This is a genomic window from Alteromonas sp. M12 (genome assembly GCF_037478005.1).
Classification (GTDB): Bacteria; Pseudomonadota; Gammaproteobacteria; order Enterobacterales; family Alteromonadaceae; genus Aliiglaciecola; species Aliiglaciecola lipolytica_A.
Genome location: NZ_CP144164.1, coordinates 3,545,168 through 3,565,652, shown reverse-complemented (window position 1 = coordinate 3,565,652; position 20,485 = coordinate 3,545,168). Strand labels below are relative to the sequence as shown.

The window sequence follows — 20,485 nt, the reverse complement described above, 5'->3', positions numbered from 1 at the left end:
TAAATCTGCATAATATCATTGTAAAAATACGCCAATTTTTACGTTGATTTAGGGTGACTGGTCTAGTCATCCGCATATTATTAGGAACCCATATCTAAAATGCTACAACTCATTGATATTAAAAAACAGTTTCAAAATGGTGAGGAAATCGTCACTGCCTTAGATGGCGTTACACTCAACATACATGAAAATGAATTTGTTGCGGTAATGGGCAGTTCGGGATCAGGAAAATCGACTTTAATGAATGTGCTGGGGTGTTTAGATACGCCTAATCAAGGTCAGTACTTACTAGCAGGTCAAGACGTCGCCAAATTAGACGATGATACCCTCTCTGGCATCCGCAATACCCATATTGGTTTTATATTTCAAACCTTTCACCTATTACCGAAACTTGATGCATTAGGTAACGTACTTTTGCCCTTGCGCTATGCCGATACCAGCGAAGAGGAAGCGATGCAACGGGCGTTAGGGTTAATAGATAGGGTGGGAATAAGTCACCGAAAACATCATAAGCCTTTTGAAATGTCGGGAGGACAACGGCAGCGTGTGGCGATCGCGCGAGCGCTCATTAACCAACCCAAAGTGATCTTGGCTGATGAGCCTACCGGAAACTTAGACAGCAAAACCTCGGTTGAAATTATGGCATTGCTAACAGAATTGCATCAAGCAGGCCAAACCATCGTAATGGTCACCCATGAAGAAGAAATTGCGACTTATGCGCAACGGGTTATCAGAATGAAAGATGGGAAGATCATTGATGAACATTAATTTGGTTTTTTTCATTGCCGTGCTTGCTGTGAGTATATTTAGTCATCCTGTTCTGGCAAAAGGTGAATCATTACTGCTGACAGGTAAAATCAGTTCAGCCAAAAAACAAGTTGTCACCGCGCCGCGGGGACGCAGTTGGAACATTCAGATTCAATGGTTAGAAGAAGAAGGCAAAATGGTGGAAGCCGGTGACTTAATTGCTGTTTTCGATGGTTCATTAATCCAAAGCCAGTTAGAAGCCAATGAAGAGACCTTAGAGACTGAGCAGCTCGAATTAACCCAAATAACAATGGACTTGGAACAGGAGTATCTAGAAGCGCAAGGTGCGTTGACTATTGCTCAAATGCGGGTGGAACAAGCCAAAATTGAGGCTAACGTGCCTGAATCCCAAGTTAGTCAGTTAGATAAAGGTAAATTTGAGCTGACCTTACAACGTACGCAAATGGAGCTGATTAAAGCGGAAGAAAACCTAAAGTTAGCCGAACAAGCCTTGCTTACGGGCGTTGAAAAGCAACGAATTCAGATACGATTAATTGAAGATGAAATTCGTTATCAACGCAGTCAAATGGAAAAAATGAGTGTTACTGCCAATTTTAAAGGTCCTATTAGTTACGCTATTCATCCTTGGTCGGGTGAAAAAATGGCGGCTGGAATTAACGTGCGTGCGGCATGGAATATTATCGATGTTCAAGCCACTGATAATTTCCAAATTGAAAGCTGGGTGCATGAAATTGATGTGGAACGTTTAAAAGCGAACAAAAATGTTGAGTTAGTGTTGGATGCTTATCCGAGCAAAAAATTCAAAGGTAAACTGACCTTCTTGTCTACACAAACAGAAAAGAAAGTACAGTGGAGCAATAGTGTTTACTACCCGGTGATTTTTCAATTTGTTGATACCCCTGAATTAACCTTATTGCCAGGTATGAGTGTGCGTGTGGATGTTCCACCGCTAACCCGCGGAGATAATTAGCATGCAAATTCAGTATTCTTTATTGTTTTTAATCTTGTTCGCCGTTGTCACTGTGACAAGCTGTTCAAAAGTCAGCGTTGCAATAAGCGAAAAAGAGCGAGTAAACGAACCCATAGTAGCGCCTGCTGAATTGGTTTCGCTGCACGATGCACCTATAGGGCCACCGAGTGTTAGTCGGATGTGGCAGTTTAAAATTGAATATTTAGCGCCAGAAAACACCTTGCTCAAAAAAGGTGACTTAGTGGTTAAATTTGATGGCGATAAACTCATGGAGGATCTCGTTAGTAAACAAAGTGATTTAGACGCCGCAATTAAGGAGTCTGAGAAACGTAAACTCAAAGAACAAGCGACCGAGAAAGACCTTGAATTAGCCATGGCTGAAGCAAAAATGAATATGGAAATCTCTGAGCGTAAAGTCGCAATTACCGATGCATCACGTTCTGAAGTTGAGCGCTTAAAGCAAGTCTCAGAATATGAAATAAATAAAGTTTTATATCAACAGGCCATACAAAAACTAGCACAAAACAAAGAGCGCATGATCATTAATGGAGAAGTACAAAATGGGCGAATTAAAAAATTAGCGCTAAGAGTCAAAAATATACAAGACAGTCTAGACAAACTAGTCGTAAAGGCACCCAAAGATGGGTTAGTGGTTTATCAAGTCGATAACGATGACAATAAACCTGCTGTTGGTGATACCGTCTCTATGGGACGTCCTTTGGTAACGTTACCGTCGTTGGATAAATTGGCCGTGAAAGTCGAATTTGATGAATCGGATTCATCTGTCGTGAAAGTAGGACAGCAGGTCAAAGTGGTGTTAGATGCCCACCCTGAAAAGCCCTACGCCGGCACCATCACCTCGCTTGGTCAAGCCTATCGAAACCGTTCTCAGCATAACCTCAAGGTAGTCTTTGATGCTTGGGTGAAGCTCGATAAGCTAGATCTAGATAAAATGCGACCGGGCATGAAAGCCAATGTGCAATTACTTAGTGAGGAACGCACATGAACAGACTGTCATACTATTTTATCGCCCTCTCAATGCTTATTTTAACCGGCTGTGAAGAGGAGGTGACAAAGATTCCCACCTTCGAAGTGAACGCCAGACCCTTTGATATTACCCTCAATGGTTTTGGTGAAATCGAAGCTGTGCATGCCCAAAAAATTGTTTCTCCAGGCAGACGTCCAATGGTGTTGTCTTGGCTTGCTGATGAAAACACTAAAGTGAAAAAAGGCGATATTATTGCCCGTTTTGACGCAGAGCAACTGCTGGTGGATAGCAAAGAAGAAGAATTACGCATGGCGTTATTCAGTCAGGATATCATTCAAAGCGAAGCCGAACGTTTTCAACAACAAAATGACATCCTCTCTGAGCAAGAATTCGTAGACTATGAGTTTGAATTCGCAGATAAATTTGCGATAGATGATTTACGTGTTTATTCCAAATTAGAAATTATTGATTCCTTCCAAAATCGTGATTTTTTAGGTGCTAAAGATAACTTTTTGGATTGGAAAAAGGACAGTGTCGACGAGCAAAATAAGAGTAATGTTGGGGTGTTGGAAATAAAACGAAAAGGCCATGAAATCAAATATCTACGCCATCAACAAGCGTTATCGCAATTACAAGTTTTTGCCCCTAATGATGGACTACTTACCTACGAAAAAGACCGTATGGGGGAAAAACCTTCTGTTGGTCAAACGGTGTTTCCGGGGCGTCCGATTGCCAAAATTCCTAATTTAGATAACATGCAAGCCCGCGTGTTTGTATTAGCCAAAGACGCCATCAGTTTAAAATCTGGCATTGAGGTTAAAGTGTCTCTAGATGCGTTCCCTGATCGAACCTTTGATGGCAAAGTGGCCAGTGTATCAGGTTATCCTCGCTCCATTGAAAGAGGAAATCCTGTCACCTATTACGAATTAGTAGTTGAACTAACTCAGCAAGATATTAGCCTAATGCAGCCCGGACGTAAGCTCAAAGCATCAATCTTAGTACAACCGGCCAAGCCCTCACTGTTAGTGCCTTTACAAGCTATTCATCATCAACAGGGACGAAATTTTGTTTATCTAAAAACGGCCGAAGGCTTTGAACAGCGTCAGATCACTACCAAACAAAAGAATTTGTATTTTGTGGAAGTTGAGAGCGGTTTAATTGAGGGGGATGAGATTGCGTTGAGTTTACCGGAGCTTTCATCATGACTCGATATTGGACCTTGATAGCGGATGCTATAGCCGAATTGTCCGCGCAAAAACTAAGAACCTTTTTAACACTTTTAGGCATGATTTTCGGTGTCGGAGCGGTTATTGCGATGCTGAACATTGGTGAAGGTGCAGAAAACGAAGCGCTCAAGCTAATTGATTCTATGGGTGTCAACAATATCATAGTGCAAGGTTTAGATTACAATAAGAACGAACTGGTTGAGATTCGTGAAGAAAGCATGGGATTAACCATGGGAGATGTTCAGGCTGCCATGAGCACCTTGCCTTTCGTCGATGATTATAGTGCAAGCAAAAATATTAAAGTTCATGATATTTACAGTGATTATGGAAAATCTGGGGCACAGCTATTGGGCGTATCTAGTAGTTATTATAAACACGCTAACATGCGCTTAACCACAGGTCGCTTCACGGACCAACATGATAACGATAACTTAGCGCAAGTGGCTGTTCTGGGAGTTGATGCCGCTAAAGAACTATTTCCGCAGCAAGAAGCACTTGGGAAATACGTCAAAGTCAACCATATTTGGTTACATGTGGTAGGCGTTTTAGCGCCTCCTCAGGGTAATAAAAATGAATTCCAGGGGGTAAAAATTGGCGGTGATCGCTATCGAATTTTTATCCCCATCGCCACCGCAGAACAAAAGTTAAAAAGTGAAAATTTAGCGAGCGAGTTAGATAGCATAAAACTTAGCATTGCAAAAACGACCGATCCTGTTGTGGCATCAAAAGCCGTGGCTGAATTGATGAAAATGCGCCACGGTGGCGTGCAGGATTATGAACTGATTATCCCCGCAGCTTTATTAGAGCAGCAAAAACAAACCCAAGAAATATTCAATATTGTCATGGCCTGTGTTGCCGGAATTTCTTTGTTGGTAGGTGGAATCGGCATTATGAATATAATGTTAGCCAATGTAATGGAAAGAACCACTGAAATTGGTTTATTGCGCGCAGTTGGTGCCCGCCAAATTGATATTAAGCAGCAGTTTTTAGCCGAAAGCTTCACTATTTCTGTGTTAGGTGGACTTTTAGGGGTATTTTTTGGTTTAGTACTATCCGAGATTATCGGCTTTTATTCGGGGTGGGCAGTGAGTTGGTCTTTAACTGCAATTGTTTTATCCTTGTCTATTTGCATGATTGTGGGGGTTGGATTTGGTGTATTTCCGGCGATAAAAGCCTCGAAACTTAATCCAATAGAAGCCCTGCATTCAGATTAACGATTAGGCGTAGTTAATGGAATTTGAAAACAATACAGTAGTAGCCATTGTTGGCTCAAAAAACCCGGTGAAAATTAGCGCATTTAAAGATACATTGGCTAGAGTTTTTCCACAGCAACAGATTGATTGTCGAGGGGTTGATGCGCCTTCGTTGGTCTCTGAGCAACCAATGTCAGAAAAGGAAACTTACCAAGGAGCAGTTAACCGAGTTAAGTTTTGTCAGTCTCATTTTAACGCTGATTTTTACGCGGCGATGGAAGGGGGAGTTGACAATTTTGAATACGGTCCAGCTACTTTTGCTTATGTGGTGGTTTCGGCTCAATCTAAATTGCAAGTGGGTAGAAGCGCTAACTTGCCAATACCTGAGTCTGTTTTTAGCCATTTACAACAAGGTGAGGAACTCGGTCCGTTGATGGACAAGCTTTTTGGTACCAGCAACATCAAACAAAAAGGCGGTGCGATTGGATTGTTAACCAATGGGCTTGAAACCCGTGGTGGCAATTATACACAGGCTCTAACCTTAGCCATGGCGCCTTTTCTGCACGCAGATCGATTTTAATCGCGATTGTTCAAGATTCGTTTGTAGGCGGGTGCTTTAGCCCCGCGCGACTAGGTTAACCTGAATGAAATGAATCCATGGGCTAAAGCCCATACTACAAGGGGAGGGGGATAACCCATCACCGACGTTTTAATCGTCTAATCGCAACCAAGTTAAAACTCTTAAATAGTAAAATAATACCAGTAACGGTAAACAATAAAGCGGAGATAGAAAATGTGATTAATAACGGGTTATTAAAATTTTCTCGCTCGTCATAATCCATAATATGCAACATCCAAAAAAAATCAAAAATACGCCACAAATCACTTCTAATAGTAGTTAACTTGCCGCTTAACGGAGACACATACAATGTGGTATTCCAAGTATCATCAAATTTTAGCTGCCACACTTTTCCTTTGTTGCGAGAGGCTTCCATTGGAGCTTTAGCTAACAAATTTTGCTCGATAAGTTCGCCGCTTCCAAGATAATGTTGTTTTGCTATTGTTGCCGCTTTTTCAGCATTGATAATACCCATCAAATCGCCAGTTAAGCCATGGAATAATTGCTCACCAGACGCCGTCTGAACTGCGTAATAAGGCTCACCTAAAACTTGGGTATAGGAAATTCTATGAATAGGGTCGGAAATTCTAAGGCGAAGGGTGTCTAGGGAGAAAGCATACTGTGTATTGTCGATTTCATAGTTTAGATTTTTGATTGCGAGATGATCTCCGTGCACCTTTTCCAAAGGTATAACACTCATCACTACACCACCTAAAATCCACAATAAAATTTGTACGGCAAGGAATAATCCTGCCCATTTATGTAGAAATCGTGAAACACGAAAGAGCTTTCTAATCATAATCTTAGGTTAAATGGGTAATCTATAGTCAGATTTACGCATGGATATAGATGAGTGTCAATTGAGCCTTTTGTTGCTGGCGGGTGTTTTAGTCCTGCGCGATTAGGGTAACCAGAATGAAATGAATTCATGGGCTAAAGCCTGAAGAATCCCCACAGTAAAAAGAAGTAAGTGCTTGAAATTTGGTATTATATATTTCACCACAAAACAAAAATAACCAAACTCAAGCACTATGAAGCTATTATCAGATTTATTTACCTTAGATTCAAACGTTTTAGATCCGCGTATTACCACCTCACTGTTTACCGCTGCTAAAAGCCTCATAAATGGCTCTGAATTAACCTTAACAGCGATGGGAAGAAATGCGGCTTGTGACACTGGTGGCATTGAAAAGCACAGTATTAAACGGATTGACCGACTGTTGGGAAATCCTCGACTACACCGGGTTATTCCTCGCTATTATCAAATCATACAAAACTTGTTTATCACGGAAAAACATCCGTTAATTCATATTGACTGGTCAACGGTGTACAACTACAACTTTGTGATGTTAAGAGCAGCTATCTCCATTAAAGGTCGGGCGATTACGTTGTATGAAGAGGTGCATCCTGAGGAGCAACATGCTCAGCCGATGATTCAGAAACGTTTTTTAGCTAGGTTAGCTAAACTCTTACCGAGTGACTGCCAACCGATTATTTGCACAGATGCCGGGTTTAAAATACCTTGGTTTAAGGAAGTGAGCCGACTCAACTGGTATTGGTTGGCAAGAACCCGCGGCAGTGTGAAATGTAAATTGGCGACGGAAAAATCAATGGCGCTACGTAAGTGATTATCATACTCGAGCCTCTTCTAAGGCCATGGAGCTTCCCATTTGTACTTTATCGAAAAGAAGTCAGTATTCGTGTCGAGGCGTTTTATTCAAAGGGAAAAACAAACAACGACATAATGTAAATAGAAAAGGGGTGGTGACCAAAGACAATATTAATAAGCGTCATAGCAAGTCCGCCAAAGAGCCTTGGTTCTTAGTCTCCAACCTTCCGCAAAATCAATTCGGAGCGAATAAGCTTGTCCATTTATATTCACGTAGAATGGCCATTGAAGAATCGTTTAGAGATTGTAAAAATGAATACTATGGACTGGGATTATCCCGTAGTTTAAGTCGCTGTGAAAAACGTCTGCAAGTCATTTTACTCTTAGCCATGATGGTACAATTCTATCTATACTGTGTGGGTAAAGCGGCAGAAGCCCAGGGCTATCACCGCCATTTCCAAGCAAACACCATCACGAGCCGGCGCGTACTATCTTACGGGTATTTAGCTCTGAGACTGCTCAAGCATTCTCGGTTTTATCTAAATGAGAACATGCTCAAAGCATCCATCGAAGCCCTAGTGGAGGATGCAAAATGTTGATGCCGCTGTGGGGATCCCTCAGGCTAAAGCCCATGCTACAAGGGTAAGGGGGAACACATATCTTGTAGGCGGGTGCTTTAGCTCCGCGCAATTAGGTTAACCTGAATGAAATGAATCTATGGGCTAAAGCCCATGCTGCAAGGGGAGGGGGTAACATATATCTTGTAGGCGGGTGCTTTAGCCCCGCAAACGACTCCCATTGGCTTTTTCATGACGCACTTCGTTGATAATAAATAACAACTCTGCGGCTGCTTGAGCATCTGATAAGGCTCTGTGATGTCGAGTCATATCAATACCAAAATGCCGGGTTAAGTTGGCTAATGAATAAGACGGAAGGCCTGGAATCGCTTTGCGCATTTCTCGTACCGTACATAACTTGGGCATGCGAAAACTTTGTTCAAGACGCTCAAATTCGGCGCGGATAAAACCATAATCAAAATTGACATTGTGAGCGACAAAAACACAATCAGATAAGTAACTTCGTAAGTTTTCAGCGATTTCCACAAATAAGGGAGCATCACTCACCATTTCATCATCAATACCCGTTAATTGTGTGATTTTTTGCGGAATGTGCCGTTGAGGATTGATTAGCGTTTGCCACGTATCGATCACTTTCCCGTTTACAACCTTGGCGATACCTATTTCGGTTATACGATGTTGATTTGCACGACCGCCCGTGGTTTCGATATCGACGACTGCATAGGGTTGTAAGGGATCTAAAAACCATTCAACTTGAGTGACTGCGACCTTAAAGCCTGATTTTCTTAGTAGCTTTATGGTTAACAATTGGTTTTTACGCAATTGGTCTCCAGGGGCTTTTATTTCTTCAAATCTCAGTCCGGTGTTATCGACTACCATGATATCCGGATAACCGTCAGCGTAGTTTTTAAAGTCCTTTGCCATCATTCTCAAATGCTCTTTGAGACCTTCAATGTCAACATGATCAAAAAATACCGCTAAAACTTCGAGTAAGGATTTGTGCCAACGAAAAATTCCATTGGGGCGACCGTACTTTTCAAGCATAACTTTAGATACTTGTTTGAATGTGATTTGCGCACTGGTCATTCGATATAGGCGAGTTTCAATATCTTGTTCGTACAGATTATAAAAGTTGTTTTGATTGATAGCCTGGGGTTTGTAATCGAATTCAGTGACTAACGCATTGCTATCCATTTCAAAAAGTTCATGCCAAAAAACTAAACCGAACAATGCTCGCCACAATCGGTTTTCAGTGCGAAAGGCCTGTTTTTTTTGTTTCTGATAAAACAATTTTACGCCATGTTCCACCGAATCCATGTACATTTCATCAATAAGTACTGTTGTTGATTGTTCTCGTAACATGTCGGTGAGCGTACTGGTGCGTTTTTGCTGAAATTTACGGGCCAAAAAGTCTTCGGCAAACGATAATAGTACTTCAGAATCTGGTTCCTCAATAATCATTTCTAAACGGTTTTTCACCCACTCTTTTTCACCTAACTTGTACTTTTCACGGATCACTTTTTCTTGTGCTAAAGGCTCCGAAGATGCGGCTAATAATTTTATGCCAAGAGACTGGTCGTGGGGGAGTATGGCTTTGCCTAATCTTAATAGAAAACGGTCACAATGTTCATTGGCTAAGGTACCTTGTGGAGTTGGAAATGATGGGAACTGTTGGGCAAGTGCAATTTGTTGCTCTGGTAATAAAGACATGACTTCACGCCGTTGATGAGCATAAAAAAACGCACTCTTAGCTTCGTCAATGAAATCGAATCGCGCATTGTCAGTACTGACCCCTCGTTGAGTTGGCATAATCCCCAGATCGCGCATTGAAAACTTGGATAAGTTACTGTTCAGATCACCAAAAAATAAGAATAAAAAATAGTTTATGTGCTGATCTTGCCCTCGGTGCAACACAACAGTGGGATCTAGAAAGGCGCAGAAGTCTTCAAATTGACAAAACTCATTCACTAATTGTAAATAATCAGCTTTACTTTGGGAGCTTTTAAAACTGACATTCGCATTACGCAGCACTTGGGCCAATTCTGGTTTGGTTAGATTATGAGTTAATTCAGCAAGATGCTCTTTTTTTACTTCAGTGTAAAAGCCTTCTGTTATAAGCCTCTCTAGATGCAATTGGTGATCGTTAATCTCATCATAAAACAATGAGTTACGTCTGATTATTGGAGATTTTCTATTTAATCCACGGACATACAAACATTGTGCATCTTCACAAAGAGTATGAAATTTACCGATAAAAGCACTATCTTCAATAGAGAGTAAATGTGCACAGGGTCCGGAAACAAACGCGAGAAATTCATGAAAATGAGTTAAATAGTATTTACTGGGGAGTTCTTTCATCAATAGATTAAAAATTTTGCTGGGACACAAAGCCAGTGTATTTTAAAAACTACTGTATATCCAGTCAGTATTGGTTTGTTTTTCAAACTTTTTCGACGCCTTTTACGTAAACTAATTAATCTTTTACAACTCAAGGAGTAGCCATGAGCCTCACAGTAGCAAGTAAATTTGAGTGTCCATATTGTATGACTTACAACGATCTGGAGATAGATGAAGCCAACGACATCAATCAGCAGCAAATAGTAGATTGCCAAATATGTTGCCAACCCATTGAATTACAAGTAATTGATAATGGTTTCGGCATTGAGGTGATTGCAAAGCGGGATGACGAGTAGAGAGCAAGCGGGATGACGAGTAAAGAGCAAGCGGGATGACGAGTAGAGAGCAAGCGGAATGGCGAGTAAAGAGTAAACCCGATCAAGAGTGAAGAGCGCAGGAGGCAAGAAAAAGAAGTCAGGATAATCAACGTGTAGCCTGAACAGCAGAGAACTTCCATATCGAGCAATCTGCTGCCAACACACAAATGTACAAAGAGTGAGCAGATTACTTGACACTTAGCTGTAGAAGGATGCGTCCTTTATCGCGATATTATTCTTGTCCAAAGGCTTTTTCTGGTATACTCCGCGAAATTTTGAACCCTTAACTTCTTGGTACAATACATGACTGTTATGCGACAGCCTGTTCAGCGAATGAAAGCTGAAAGAGGGCTATTTTCCTATCCTAAATATTGGGCTGAATGTTTTGGCCCCGCTCCATTTTTGCCAATGTCTCGAAAGGAAATGGATCAGTTAGGCTGGGATAGCTGTGACATTATTATTGTGACCGGAGATGCTTACGTAGATCATCCTAGTTTTGGAATGGCTGTAATCGGTCGTGTACTCGAAGCTCAGGGCTTTAGAGTTGGAATTATTTCGCAACCAGACTGGACCAGCAAAAAAGATTTTATGCAGTTAGGTGAACCCAATTTATTTTTTGGGGTAACCGCTGGCAATATGGATTCTATGATCAACCGCTATACAGCGGATCGAAAATTACGCCACGATGACGCTTATACCCCCAATAATGAAGGTGGAAAGCGCCCTGACCGAGCCGTTACCGTTTATACTCAACGCTGTAAAGAAGCCTACAAAAAACCAGTCATCATTGGTGGTATTGAAGCCAGTTTAAGACGAATTGCCCACTACGATTATTGGTCAGACAAAGTAAAACGCTCTGTTTTATTTGACTCAAAAGCAGATATGTTGATGTTTGGTAACGCAGAACGTCCGTTACTGGAAATCGCCCATCGATTCGCCGCAGGTGAGACTATTGCTGACATGCAAGATGTCCGTGGTACTGCAGTAATTCGCAAAGAGCCATTACCTGAATGGCAAGGTGTGGATTCTACACACGTTGATGTAATTGGAAAAATTGATCCTATTCCCAGCCCCTATGAATACATTGAAGATAAGTGTGCGGTAGCTGAAGATGAACAAAACAAAGTTATCGATGACGCGCAAAAAGCGAAACCGGTCGTAGTTCAGCCATTTACTTCTAAATCTCAGCGCAGAAAGCCTTGGGAGAAGACGTACGTCATGCTACCTCCCTATGATGTGGTACGTGCAGAGAAAACACATTACGCCCATACATCACGGATCTTGCATCAAGAAACCAATCCAGGTTGTGCTCGTGCACTGGCCCAGCGCCACGGTGATCGCATTATTTGGATTAACCCGCCTGCTTTTCCATTGGAAACTGAAGAGATGGATGCGGTGTTTGATTTACCCTATGCTCGCGTACCTCATCCTAGTTATGGGAAAGCTAAAATTCCTGCTTACGATATGATTAAAACGTCGGTGAATATCATGCGGGGTTGTTTTGGTGGTTGCACTTTCTGTTCGATTACAGAGCATGAAGGCCGGGTTATTCAAAGTCGCTCAGAAGAGTCAATTATCCGTGAAATTGAACAAATTCGCGACAAAGTTCCCGGTTTTACCGGCGTGATCTCTGATCTAGGCGGTCCGACTGCGAATATGTATAAATTGCGATGTAAGAGCGCAAAGGCGGAACAAACATGTCGCCGTCTTTCATGCGTCTGGCCGGATATTTGTGGACATTTGGACACCGATCAAACACCTACCGTTGAGCTTTACAAAAAAGCTCGTAAAGTGGAAGGTGTTAAGAAGGTATTGATTGCTTCAGGTGTACGATATGACTTGGCCATTGAAGATCCTAATTATGTTCGTGAATTAGTCACCCATCATGTGGGCGGCTACTTAAAAATAGCTCCAGAACATACTGAAAAAGCGCCATTGGATAAGATGATGAAGCCTGGTATGGGTACTTATGAGCGTTTTAAAGAAATGTTCGATAAATACACCAAAGAAGCAGGTAAAATTCAGTATCTTATTCCATATTTCATTTCTGCCCATCCTGGCACAGAAGATATGGATATGGTGAGTTTGGCCATGTGGTTAAAAGAGCACAATTTTAAGTTGGATCAGGTGCAAAATTTCTATCCATCACCGATGGCCAACGCCACTACCATGTATCACACGGGTAAAAATCCGATTCATAAAGTCAATCACAAAAGTGAGCAAGTTACAGTGCCCAAAGGTGAGATACACCGCCGTTTGCATCGTGCTTTTTTGCGTTATCACGATCCAGCAAACTGGCCAGTGATCCGCAAAGCATTGAAAGAAATGGGTAAAGCGCATTTGATTGGCAACGGACCCAAGCATCTAGTGCCTCTAGAAAGCAAAGAGGAACTAAGTGGTAAGGCGCACAATGCATATGCAAAACGGTCTCGAAACAAGGCATATGCCAAAGGCAAAGGAAATGCTAAGGCTCAGCAAGGATTGACACGATTCAGTGATAACCAGCCCCACAACAAGGCGGCGGGCAAGTCCAACAAAAAACGTTAATTTAGTCCCCAACGCGGTGCTAAAGCACCCGCCTACAGGGTGTAGCACGGGATTTATCCCGTGGCTGTTTGATACATCGAGGCTAACGCGGGGCTAACTCATCCACCTACAAGATGTAGCACGGGATTTATCCCGTGGCTGTTTGATACATCGAAACTAACGCGGGGCTAACTCATCCACCTACAAGATGTAGCACGGGATTTATCCCGTGGCTGTTTGATACATCGAAACTAAACCGGGGCTAAAGCACCCACCTACAAGATGTAGCACGGGATTTATCCCGTGGCTGTTTGATACATCGAAGCTAACGCGGTGCTAAAGCACCCACCTACAAGATGTAGCACGGGATTTATCCCGTGGCTGTTTGATACATCGAGGCTAACGCGGGGCTAACTCATCCACCTACAAGATGTAGCACGGGATTTATCCCGTGGCTGTTTGATACATCGAAACTAACGCGGGGCTAACTCATCCGCCTACAAGGTGTAGCACGGGATTTATCCCGTGGCTGTTTGATACATCGAGACTAACGCGGTGTTAACGCATCGCCAACAAGGTGTAGCACGGGATTTTTCCCGAGGCTAAGCCACAACTACACACGTTCATTGTTATCTAATGCCTTAAAAAATATATCGCTGTCTTGGCGAATATGTCTTAATTTGTCATCTTTCATCTTATTTAGCGTGGCGTATGGCATGCCTAACCTTGGGTTTGTGGCGAGCTTTTCTCGATTGCGATCTAAAAAGTCCCAATAAAGATAATTGAATGGACAGGCCTGGGCACCAGTTTTCAGTTTGACGTTGTAATGGCAATGTTGGCAGTAATTCGACATTTTATTGATATAACTTCCGCTTGCAGCATAGGGTTTACTCGCGAGTAGTCCACCATCAGCATATAAAATCATGCCGCTAACATTGGGCATTTCCACCCATTCATAGGCATCGGCATACACAATCAAATACCACTCATTGACATCATCAGGGTGCACCCCAGCCAATAACAAAAAGTTACCCAATACCATTAAACGTTGAATATGATGGGCATAGGCGTTGTCTCGTGTTTCGCTGATGCATTGCTGCAAACAATTCATATCGGTTTCTGCATTCCAGAAAAAATCTGGTAATTTTCGCTGTGCATGCAACGCATTTTGCTTTTTGTAATCGGGCATTTTTAGCCAATAAATACCTCTGACATATTCTCGCCAGCCAATAACCTGACGAATAAAACCTTCGACGGAATTAAGCGGGGCTTCGCCATTACGATATGCATTCTCAGCAAGCTCAACGACCTCTTTGGGCAGCAGTAATCCACAGTTCAAATAAAAGCTGATATGGGAATGAAAAAGCCAAGGTTTACCTTGCACCATGGCATCTTGATATTGGCCAAAGTTTAGTAACCTTTGGCTGACAAAATCTTTCAACACCACTAAGGCTTGCTGACGTGTGGTGGCAAAGTGAAAATTGTCCAAATTGCCAAAATGCTCAGCAAATTCAGACTCAACCAGTTTCAATACATCTTGAGTGATGTGATCGGGGTCAAACTGAGTGTGCGCAGGAACCTCGACATCTTTATCCATAGCATTGCGGTTAGCGCTGTCATAATTCCATTTACCCCCGCTGGGTTGATCAGCTTCCATCAAGGTCATACTTGACTGACGGATTTGTCGATAAAAAAACTCCATTCGCAGTTGTTTTTTATCTTTTGCCCAATCAGCAAAATCATCTATATGACTTAAAAAGCGGTCATCGTCCAAGATCTCCACGGGAATACCTAGCTTTTGTTGCCAACTTTGAAAATCTTTAAGTACACGGTACTCGCCGGGAAATGTCAGCGCGACTTTATCTATCTCTAGGTTTTGACAGGTCCGCTCCACTTCCTTAAAAAGGCTGCCTTGGTTATCAACATCTTCATATTTTATATAACGGACTTGATACCCTGAGTCCGTTAATTCTTTGGCAAAGTGACGCATGGCAGAAAATAAAAATGCGATTTTCTTTTTGTGATGTTTTACATAGCTGGCTTCTGTTTTTACTTCCGCCATCAAAATTAAATCACTGTTTTTGTCACAATCTCGCAGGCTTGCTACCGACATACTTAGCTGATCGGCGAGAATTAATCTTAAGGTGTTTGCCATGGCTTTCATTTCATCCTGTCATTTAGGCGTTTTTAACCGCTTCATAGGCATCTAAAGCTTGTTGGCGCGACTCTTTTAAATCCACCAATGGGTGAGGGTATTCATCACCAAGACGGATTCCTGCTGTTGCTAAGACTTCTTTAGGTGCGTCCCATGGTTTATGGATGTACTTGTTGGGAAGGTGTTTTAACTCAGGGCAGTAATGACGTACGTATTCACCTTCACTATCAAATTTTTCACCTTGCGTAACAGGATTGAAAATCCTAAAAAAGGGCGATGCATCGGCACCTGAGCCAGCTATCCATTGCCAGCTCGCACTATTGGCGGCCAAATCCGCATCCAATAAACAATCCCAAAACCAGCTCTCGCCATGATGCCAATGGGTGCGAAGGTTTTTCACCAGATATGAGCCAACGATCATGCGCACACGGTTGTGCATGTAACCGGTCTGCCACAGTTCACGCATTCCCGCATCAACAATGGGCACGCCTGTCTGACCTTGTTGCCACGCTTGCAAGTCATTATTGCGACCACGCCACTGATATTGATTGAATTTGGCATTGTAATTTTCACTGGGTAAGGTCGGAAAGTGATATAACAAGTAATAACTAAATTCACGCCAGCCAATTTCACTTAAAAAACAATCCATGTGCGGGTCTTCCATGCTGCCGTTAAATTTATGTAAGGTGGCATACCATATTTGGTTTGGAGATATCTCTCCAAAATGTAAATGCGGTGAAAGATGAGATGTGCCATTAAGGCTGGGTACGTCACGGGCTTGTTTGTAATCATTTATTGGCTCATTTAAAAACTCACTCAGTGAAACACCGGCTCCCTCTTCGCCAGGCTGCCACTGCTGTTGCATCTGTTTGTACCAGCTAATTTCCGGCAACAACTCAAGGCTATCTATTCCTTGATCCAGCTTATTTTGATAAATAAAATTAGCTTGTTTTGGGGCTGCCTCAACGGAACGAGGAGAAGGCGCTTTTAAACATCCTTTGCGGTAAAAAGGAGTGAACACTTTGTAAGGCGAACCACTCTGGTTCATGATTGTCCAAGGTTCCCATAATAAAGAGCCATTAAAACTATTTACCTGCACGCCATCTTCTTGCAACTGCTGTTTTACTGCTTTATCGCGATGTATCTGCCAGGGTTCATAGCAGCGATTCCAGACAACTTGAGTCGCCCCAGTTTGTTGAATAATCTTTTGTAATACATCAATGGGATTGCCGCTAGCGATATGCAGCTTACCGTCTAGTGATTTGTTCAAGCTGTGTAGCGAGTGATGCAGCCACCATTTACTGGCTGCGCCTGGTGTGAAACTTTCGGCATTGCAATTATCATAAATATAAACGGGGATAACATCGCCGTTGTTACAAGCCTCGCGCAGTGCAGGGTTATCCCGCAGGCGAAGGTCTTGCCGAAACCACATGATGCTAATGGGGGTGCTCAATGCCTTGATCCTTAATAATCAATTTAAACAATAATAGGTTAATACCCCATGTTAATGTATATGGATCTCACAGTTATGAAATTATGTTTTCTAAAGGCTGAATCTCAAAAAAACATTACTTCTAACTAGCTTTTGCTCAAAGCTCATTTGGTGATAGCAACTACTTTTGGGGCAGATGTTTTACATCCCCCCAACTTTAGTTAATTGATGATCAGGATTTCTACTCGTCTATTCTGAGCTCGACCTTCCGGTGTTTCATTGCTGGCGACAGGTTTTTCTTTACCAAATCCTTGGGATTCAATACGACTATCGTCAATATTGCCCACTTTAGTCATAAAGTCAGCCACGGTCTTTGCTCTGTTTTTAGATAAATCTAAGTTTAATTCAGCGCTGCCGGTAGCGTCGGTATGACCGGTTACCAAAATATTTGAGGCAGGGAAACGTCTCACCGCATCAATAATTTTGTTCAACAACGCAAAGTTAGATGATTCAATTTCACTACTTCCAGTCTTAAATGAAAACCCGTGAGCACGAATTAATACATTATCTAACTGACGATAAACCGTCGCTTCTTCCTGATTAAATAAAGATTGCACGCCTGCAAATCTTGCACTGTCTTCGCGTTTAGCTTGTTGCTCATTTTCCAACTGAAGTTGCGCGGATAAAAGAGCTTCGTCTTTGTCTCGGGTTATTTGTGATTCTCTATCTTTCGAAGATGTTTGCAAGGTCATTAACTGGGTATTAAGTTCTTCAATACGTTGGCTATTCATCTGGTTTTCGGCTAATTTTGAACTAACAGTTCGCTGTACATCAGCAATGACCTCTTTGTTGGTCTGATTGAATGCTAAATCACCTGAAATTGGAGACATTGCGGTTTGTAATTGATCTTGGTACCAAAGCACTTTTTGTTCTTCACTGAAATCCGCATTTTTAAAATATTGATTGATCTCGGCAACACCCTTGGCCCGCTCGACCAGCCAAATCGCTTTGTTGGAATGCACATTGGCTTTTTGAGTATTTGCTCTATCCGCTTCCAAAGTACTTAATGCTAGCTGATATTCATCTTTAGCTTGAGAGATAAGGATAGGCGTTACATCGTCCAAGTTCTGCTTTTCAGCATTCTCAATCGCGCGTTGAGCGACACTAAGCATATTGGTTTTAAGAGCTGCTAGTTCGGTCGCTAAATATTGATTCTTTAGTTCATTGATGTCTCGCTTTGCGCGGTCTTCTTCACCTACTTCAAACCACGTAAGCATTTTTTTAAATTGCTTTTCAGAACTATTGAAATTATCTGGCACCAATGTATCAGCGCTGACTCCAAGGGCTTTATTTCTGGCCACAAACACTTCTTCAAAGACGTATTTTGCTTTGCTCGAGTGTGTCTTCGCAGCATTTATTCTATCAACGACTTCTTTGGCGGTCGCATTAGCGGTATTGTTTCCAGATTCAGCTTGTCTTAATGCACTGTCATAAGCTCGTTGAGCCTCTTTCATTTGTTCAGGAGAGTAAAACGCCAAATCATTTATATTGGCCTGCTCTAGCATCTCTGTGGCTTTTTCAAGCACTGGAAATTGTTGCATTATTTCCGTTTCAGATAAGTGAACTTTCGATGCACAGCCTGATAGCAGGGCAACACATATCGCCCCAGCAATTAATTTTCTTTTCATGTTTATTCCCCTAATTGGAGTTAATTTTGTCTTTTTTGTGTGTACGAGTGGCTTTATTAAAAAAGTCACCAGTTGTAGGCTGGAATTGACCGGTTTCACTAACACGCAAACGTAAAAGTTTGTACAACGGTTAGCATTCAATTATCGTATTCTTTAATTGTAGTTAAGTTTTTAAGAGTCGTTAGATGAATCAGTTTTCCAAAGAATATCTCGTGGTTGCGCAAAACGCGTCTGGGCGGAATATGAACGTGCCTTTGTATCGTTTTAAAGGCAGTAAACCAGGTCCCAAGGTGTACCTGCAAAGCTCGATTCATGGCGCTGAGGTGCAGGGGAATGTAGTGATCTACCATTTAATTCAGATGCTTAAAAATCTGGATATATGCGGTGAAATTACCCTAGTACCAAATTGTAATCCGGTGGGCACCAACATCAAAGCTGGTGAGTATACCTTGGGCCGATTTGATCCCATCAATGGCACCAATTGGAATCGGGGTTATTATTATGATCAAAACTTGGTGACTGAATTTGTCGATACGGTAGCCAATGATGAACCGCTGCAATCGATTAAATCCCGTTTTCGTCAGGCTATCAAACAGAAAATTGATGATAAGTTAACGGATACTTGGGGATTAGGGCTTGCGCAACAGCTTAACTTAAAATTACAACAATTAGCTTTTGATGCCGATATTGTGATTGATTTGCACAATGGGCCTGTCTCTACAAGGCATATCTATGTGCCTGAATATGCCAAAGCGTCAGCGTCTTTGTTTAATATTCCTCATGTTATTTTGATTCCCAATAAATTTGCTGGTGCTTTAGATGAAGCGACGTTTTGCCATTGGTGGAGTTTACAAGACTTATTAACTGAAAAAAGAGCTAATCCAATCCAGTTCGAAGTTGAAGCCTTTACCTTAGAGATGGGTTCTCAAGAAGTGATTAGTTTCGATGAAGGATTGTACGATGCACAAAGTATTCTGTCTTACTTGAATGCCAAAGGCTGTCTAGTGGATGCCCAATACACTCCAAAAGACATGCAGCGAGTGGCAGTCACACTAAACAATTACAAAATCCTTTATACCCACCAAGGTGGAATAGTCGATTATTTAGCAAAACCCGGTATGGAAATCAAAAAGGGTGAGCCCCTAGCTAAGGTACTTAATGTCGATGAACTAGAAAATGAACGGGGTACAGAAACGATTTGTGCACCATGTGACTTAATTCCGATTTTGCATTTTCCATCCGCTTCGGTGTTGAGCGGTACACAATTGTATAAATGTTTCACCAATTATTTCCAGTTAACCTAAGGTCTAATTAGACCCATTAAAATGCTGGATATCGAGTATGTTTATGGCATACTCAAACGAAGGCGAGTCTGTGCTCAGTTTGTTATGCCGTTAGTACAAGGAAGTTCATGTCGACAAATTATAATAATAATGAGAGTGTGTATAACGCTCCGGCTGCCGATTTGGGTGACTTAGAGCAGCATGATTTAATCGACAAAAACGCCTTTTTTGTGGTTTCCCGCACTAAATTAATTATCTTATCTTTTTGTACACTTAATCTTTATCTAATTTATTGGTTTTACCGTAATTGGAAATTGCAAAAAGACAATGCCGATTTTGATTGCACACCTATTGTCAGGGCTATTTTTAACATATTCTTTACCCATTCGTTGTTTGCGCAAGTTAACGATGCCTTGCAGTCTAAAGGTTTTGCGTGCAGGGCATCAGGCTTAATGGCAACTTTTTATGTAATCACCATTGTAGTTTCTGCTTTAACTAATCGCTGGGAACCGAGCGTTGATCAACTCGCCTTATATGTAGTATTTTTTCTGGCAACGATCGCGCTGATATTGTTACCTATTTGGTACGTCCAAGATCGTATAAATCAGGTTTGTGATGATCCCCAAGGCGCACAGAACGCTGCACTGACGTTAACCAATTGGATATTTATCTTACTCGGCTTAATTTATTGGGGTTTTGTATTTATGGGTATATTTATATCTTTTATTGGGTAGTA

At 41.8% G+C, this 20,485-nt stretch carries 17 protein-coding genes; 12 read left to right on the top strand and 5 right to left on the bottom strand.

What is annotated here, in order from left to right; translation table 11 throughout:
- Positions 1–99 precede the first annotated feature (99 nt).
- Genes VUI23_RS15340 through yjjX form a run of 6 tightly spaced genes read left to right on the top strand, consistent with a single transcriptional unit; the run spans position 100 to position 5,725 of the window.
- The gene (locus VUI23_RS15340) at positions 100–768 is read left to right on the top strand and encodes an ABC transporter ATP-binding protein (RefSeq protein ID WP_216047070.1); all 669 of its coding nucleotides are present in this window, start codon (positions 100–102) and stop codon (positions 766–768) included.
- Entirely contained in the window at positions 758–1,738 is a 981-nt protein-coding gene (locus tag VUI23_RS15335) for an HlyD family efflux transporter periplasmic adaptor subunit (protein ID WP_216047069.1), read from the top strand. Before VUI23_RS15340 ends, VUI23_RS15335 begins: the two co-directional genes overlap by 11 nt.
- Before the next feature lies 1 nt (position 1,739).
- The gene (locus VUI23_RS15330; protein WP_252728817.1) at positions 1,740–2,744 is read left to right on the top strand and encodes an HlyD family efflux transporter periplasmic adaptor subunit; all 1,005 of its coding nucleotides are present in this window, start codon (positions 1,740–1,742) and stop codon (positions 2,742–2,744) included.
- Positions 2,741–3,931, top strand: a complete 1,191-nt coding sequence (locus VUI23_RS15325) for an efflux RND transporter periplasmic adaptor subunit (RefSeq protein WP_303502380.1) — start codon at positions 2,741–2,743, stop codon at positions 3,929–3,931. Before VUI23_RS15330 ends, VUI23_RS15325 begins: the two co-directional genes overlap by 4 nt.
- Positions 3,928–5,166, top strand: a complete 1,239-nt coding sequence (locus VUI23_RS15320; protein ID WP_342804897.1) for an ABC transporter permease — start codon at positions 3,928–3,930, stop codon at positions 5,164–5,166. Before VUI23_RS15325 ends, VUI23_RS15320 begins: the two co-directional genes overlap by 4 nt.
- Positions 5,167–5,182: 16 nt before the next feature.
- On the top strand, positions 5,183–5,725 hold the full coding sequence (gene yjjX / locus VUI23_RS15315; RefSeq protein ID WP_216047066.1) for an inosine/xanthosine triphosphatase: 543 nt from the start codon (positions 5,183–5,185) through the stop codon (positions 5,723–5,725).
- 118 nt (positions 5,726–5,843) lie between these two features.
- Here the strand turns inward: yjjX and VUI23_RS15310 are convergent, their stop codons facing one another.
- Positions 5,844–6,464, bottom strand: a complete 621-nt coding sequence (locus tag VUI23_RS15310) for a hypothetical protein (RefSeq protein ID WP_342804896.1) — start codon at positions 6,462–6,464, stop codon at positions 5,844–5,846.
- A gap of 331 nt (positions 6,465–6,795) precedes the next feature.
- Between VUI23_RS15310 and VUI23_RS15305 the strand changes: the two genes are divergently transcribed.
- The gene (locus VUI23_RS15305; protein ID WP_342804895.1) at positions 6,796–7,392 is read left to right on the top strand and encodes a hypothetical protein; all 597 of its coding nucleotides are present in this window, start codon (positions 6,796–6,798) and stop codon (positions 7,390–7,392) included.
- A 28-nt stretch (positions 7,393–7,420) separates the two neighbouring features.
- Positions 7,421–7,972, top strand: a complete 552-nt coding sequence (locus tag VUI23_RS15300; protein ID WP_342804894.1) for a transposase — start codon at positions 7,421–7,423, stop codon at positions 7,970–7,972.
- Positions 7,973–8,149: 177 nt separating this feature from the next.
- Here VUI23_RS15300 and VUI23_RS15295 read toward each other — a convergent pair whose 3' ends face one another.
- A complete protein-coding gene (locus VUI23_RS15295) occupies positions 8,150–10,309 on the bottom strand; it encodes an exonuclease domain-containing protein (RefSeq protein ID WP_303502146.1) in 2,160 nt (719 codons plus the stop codon).
- A 143-nt stretch (positions 10,310–10,452) separates the two neighbouring features.
- Between VUI23_RS15295 and VUI23_RS15290 the strand changes: the two genes are divergently transcribed.
- Both VUI23_RS15290 and VUI23_RS15285 read left to right on the top strand, forming a co-directional pair.
- Positions 10,453–10,644: a CPXCG motif-containing cysteine-rich protein gene (locus VUI23_RS15290; protein ID WP_216046345.1), complete on the top strand. Its 192-nt coding sequence runs from the start codon at positions 10,453–10,455 to the stop codon at positions 10,642–10,644.
- Positions 10,645–10,968: 324 nt separating this feature from the next.
- Positions 10,969–13,212, top strand: a complete 2,244-nt coding sequence (locus VUI23_RS15285; protein ID WP_303502084.1) for a YgiQ family radical SAM protein — start codon at positions 10,969–10,971, stop codon at positions 13,210–13,212.
- Between the two features lie 592 nt (positions 13,213–13,804).
- Here VUI23_RS15285 and VUI23_RS15280 read toward each other — a convergent pair.
- From VUI23_RS15280 to VUI23_RS15270, 3 genes are all read right to left on the bottom strand, one after another.
- Positions 13,805–15,346: a cryptochrome/photolyase family protein gene (locus VUI23_RS15280; RefSeq protein WP_342808304.1), complete on the bottom strand. Its 1,542-nt coding sequence runs from the start codon at positions 15,344–15,346 to the stop codon at positions 13,805–13,807.
- Between the two features lie 22 nt (positions 15,347–15,368).
- Positions 15,369–16,799, bottom strand: a complete 1,431-nt coding sequence (locus VUI23_RS15275; protein WP_342804893.1) for a deoxyribodipyrimidine photo-lyase — start codon at positions 16,797–16,799, stop codon at positions 15,369–15,371.
- A gap of 200 nt (positions 16,800–16,999) precedes the next feature.
- Positions 17,000–18,466: an OmpA family protein gene (locus VUI23_RS15270; protein WP_342804892.1), complete on the bottom strand. Its 1,467-nt coding sequence runs from the start codon at positions 18,464–18,466 to the stop codon at positions 17,000–17,002.
- A 185-nt stretch (positions 18,467–18,651) separates the two neighbouring features.
- Between VUI23_RS15270 and VUI23_RS15265 the strand changes: the two genes are divergently transcribed.
- A complete protein-coding gene (locus VUI23_RS15265; protein ID WP_216046350.1) occupies positions 18,652–19,770 on the top strand; it encodes a succinylglutamate desuccinylase/aspartoacylase family protein in 1,119 nt (372 codons plus the stop codon).
- A 107-nt stretch (positions 19,771–19,877) separates the two neighbouring features.
- Positions 19,878–20,483, top strand: a complete 606-nt coding sequence (locus tag VUI23_RS15260) for a hypothetical protein (protein ID WP_342804891.1) — start codon at positions 19,878–19,880, stop codon at positions 20,481–20,483.
- The last annotated feature ends 2 nt before the right edge of the window (positions 20,484–20,485 follow it).

Bases quoted from the DNA above. Each gene is read 5' to 3' on its own strand.
- VUI23_RS15340 (WP_216047070.1), top strand. From the start codon at position 100: ATGCTACAACTCATTGATATTAAAAAACAGTTTCAAAATGGTGAGGAA.
- VUI23_RS15335 (WP_216047069.1), top strand. From the start codon at position 758: ATGAACATTAATTTGGTTTTTTTCATTGCCGTGCTTGCTGTGAGTATA.
- VUI23_RS15330 (WP_252728817.1), top strand. From the start codon at position 1,740: ATGCAAATTCAGTATTCTTTATTGTTTTTAATCTTGTTCGCCGTTGTC.
- VUI23_RS15325 (WP_303502380.1), top strand. From the start codon at position 2,741: ATGAACAGACTGTCATACTATTTTATCGCCCTCTCAATGCTTATTTTA.
- VUI23_RS15320 (WP_342804897.1), top strand. From the start codon at position 3,928: ATGACTCGATATTGGACCTTGATAGCGGATGCTATAGCCGAATTGTCC.
- yjjX (WP_216047066.1), top strand. From the start codon at position 5,183: ATGGAATTTGAAAACAATACAGTAGTAGCCATTGTTGGCTCAAAAAAC.
- VUI23_RS15310 (WP_342804896.1), bottom strand. From the start codon at position 6,464: ATGAGTGTTATACCTTTGGAAAAGGTGCACGGAGATCATCTCGCAATC.
- VUI23_RS15305 (WP_342804895.1), top strand. From the start codon at position 6,796: ATGAAGCTATTATCAGATTTATTTACCTTAGATTCAAACGTTTTAGAT.
- VUI23_RS15300 (WP_342804894.1), top strand. From the start codon at position 7,421: ATGGAGCTTCCCATTTGTACTTTATCGAAAAGAAGTCAGTATTCGTGT.
- VUI23_RS15295 (WP_303502146.1), bottom strand. From the start codon at position 10,309: ATGAAAGAACTCCCCAGTAAATACTATTTAACTCATTTTCATGAATTT.
- VUI23_RS15290 (WP_216046345.1), top strand. From the start codon at position 10,453: ATGAGCCTCACAGTAGCAAGTAAATTTGAGTGTCCATATTGTATGACT.
- VUI23_RS15285 (WP_303502084.1), top strand. From the start codon at position 10,969: ATGACTGTTATGCGACAGCCTGTTCAGCGAATGAAAGCTGAAAGAGGG.
- VUI23_RS15280 (WP_342808304.1), bottom strand. From the start codon at position 15,346: ATGGCAAACACCTTAAGATTAATTCTCGCCGATCAGCTAAGTATGTCG.
- VUI23_RS15270 (WP_342804892.1), bottom strand. From the start codon at position 18,466: ATGAAAAGAAAATTAATTGCTGGGGCGATATGTGTTGCCCTGCTATCA.
- VUI23_RS15265 (WP_216046350.1), top strand. From the start codon at position 18,652: ATGAATCAGTTTTCCAAAGAATATCTCGTGGTTGCGCAAAACGCGTCT.
- VUI23_RS15260 (WP_342804891.1), top strand. From the start codon at position 19,878: ATGTCGACAAATTATAATAATAATGAGAGTGTGTATAACGCTCCGGCT.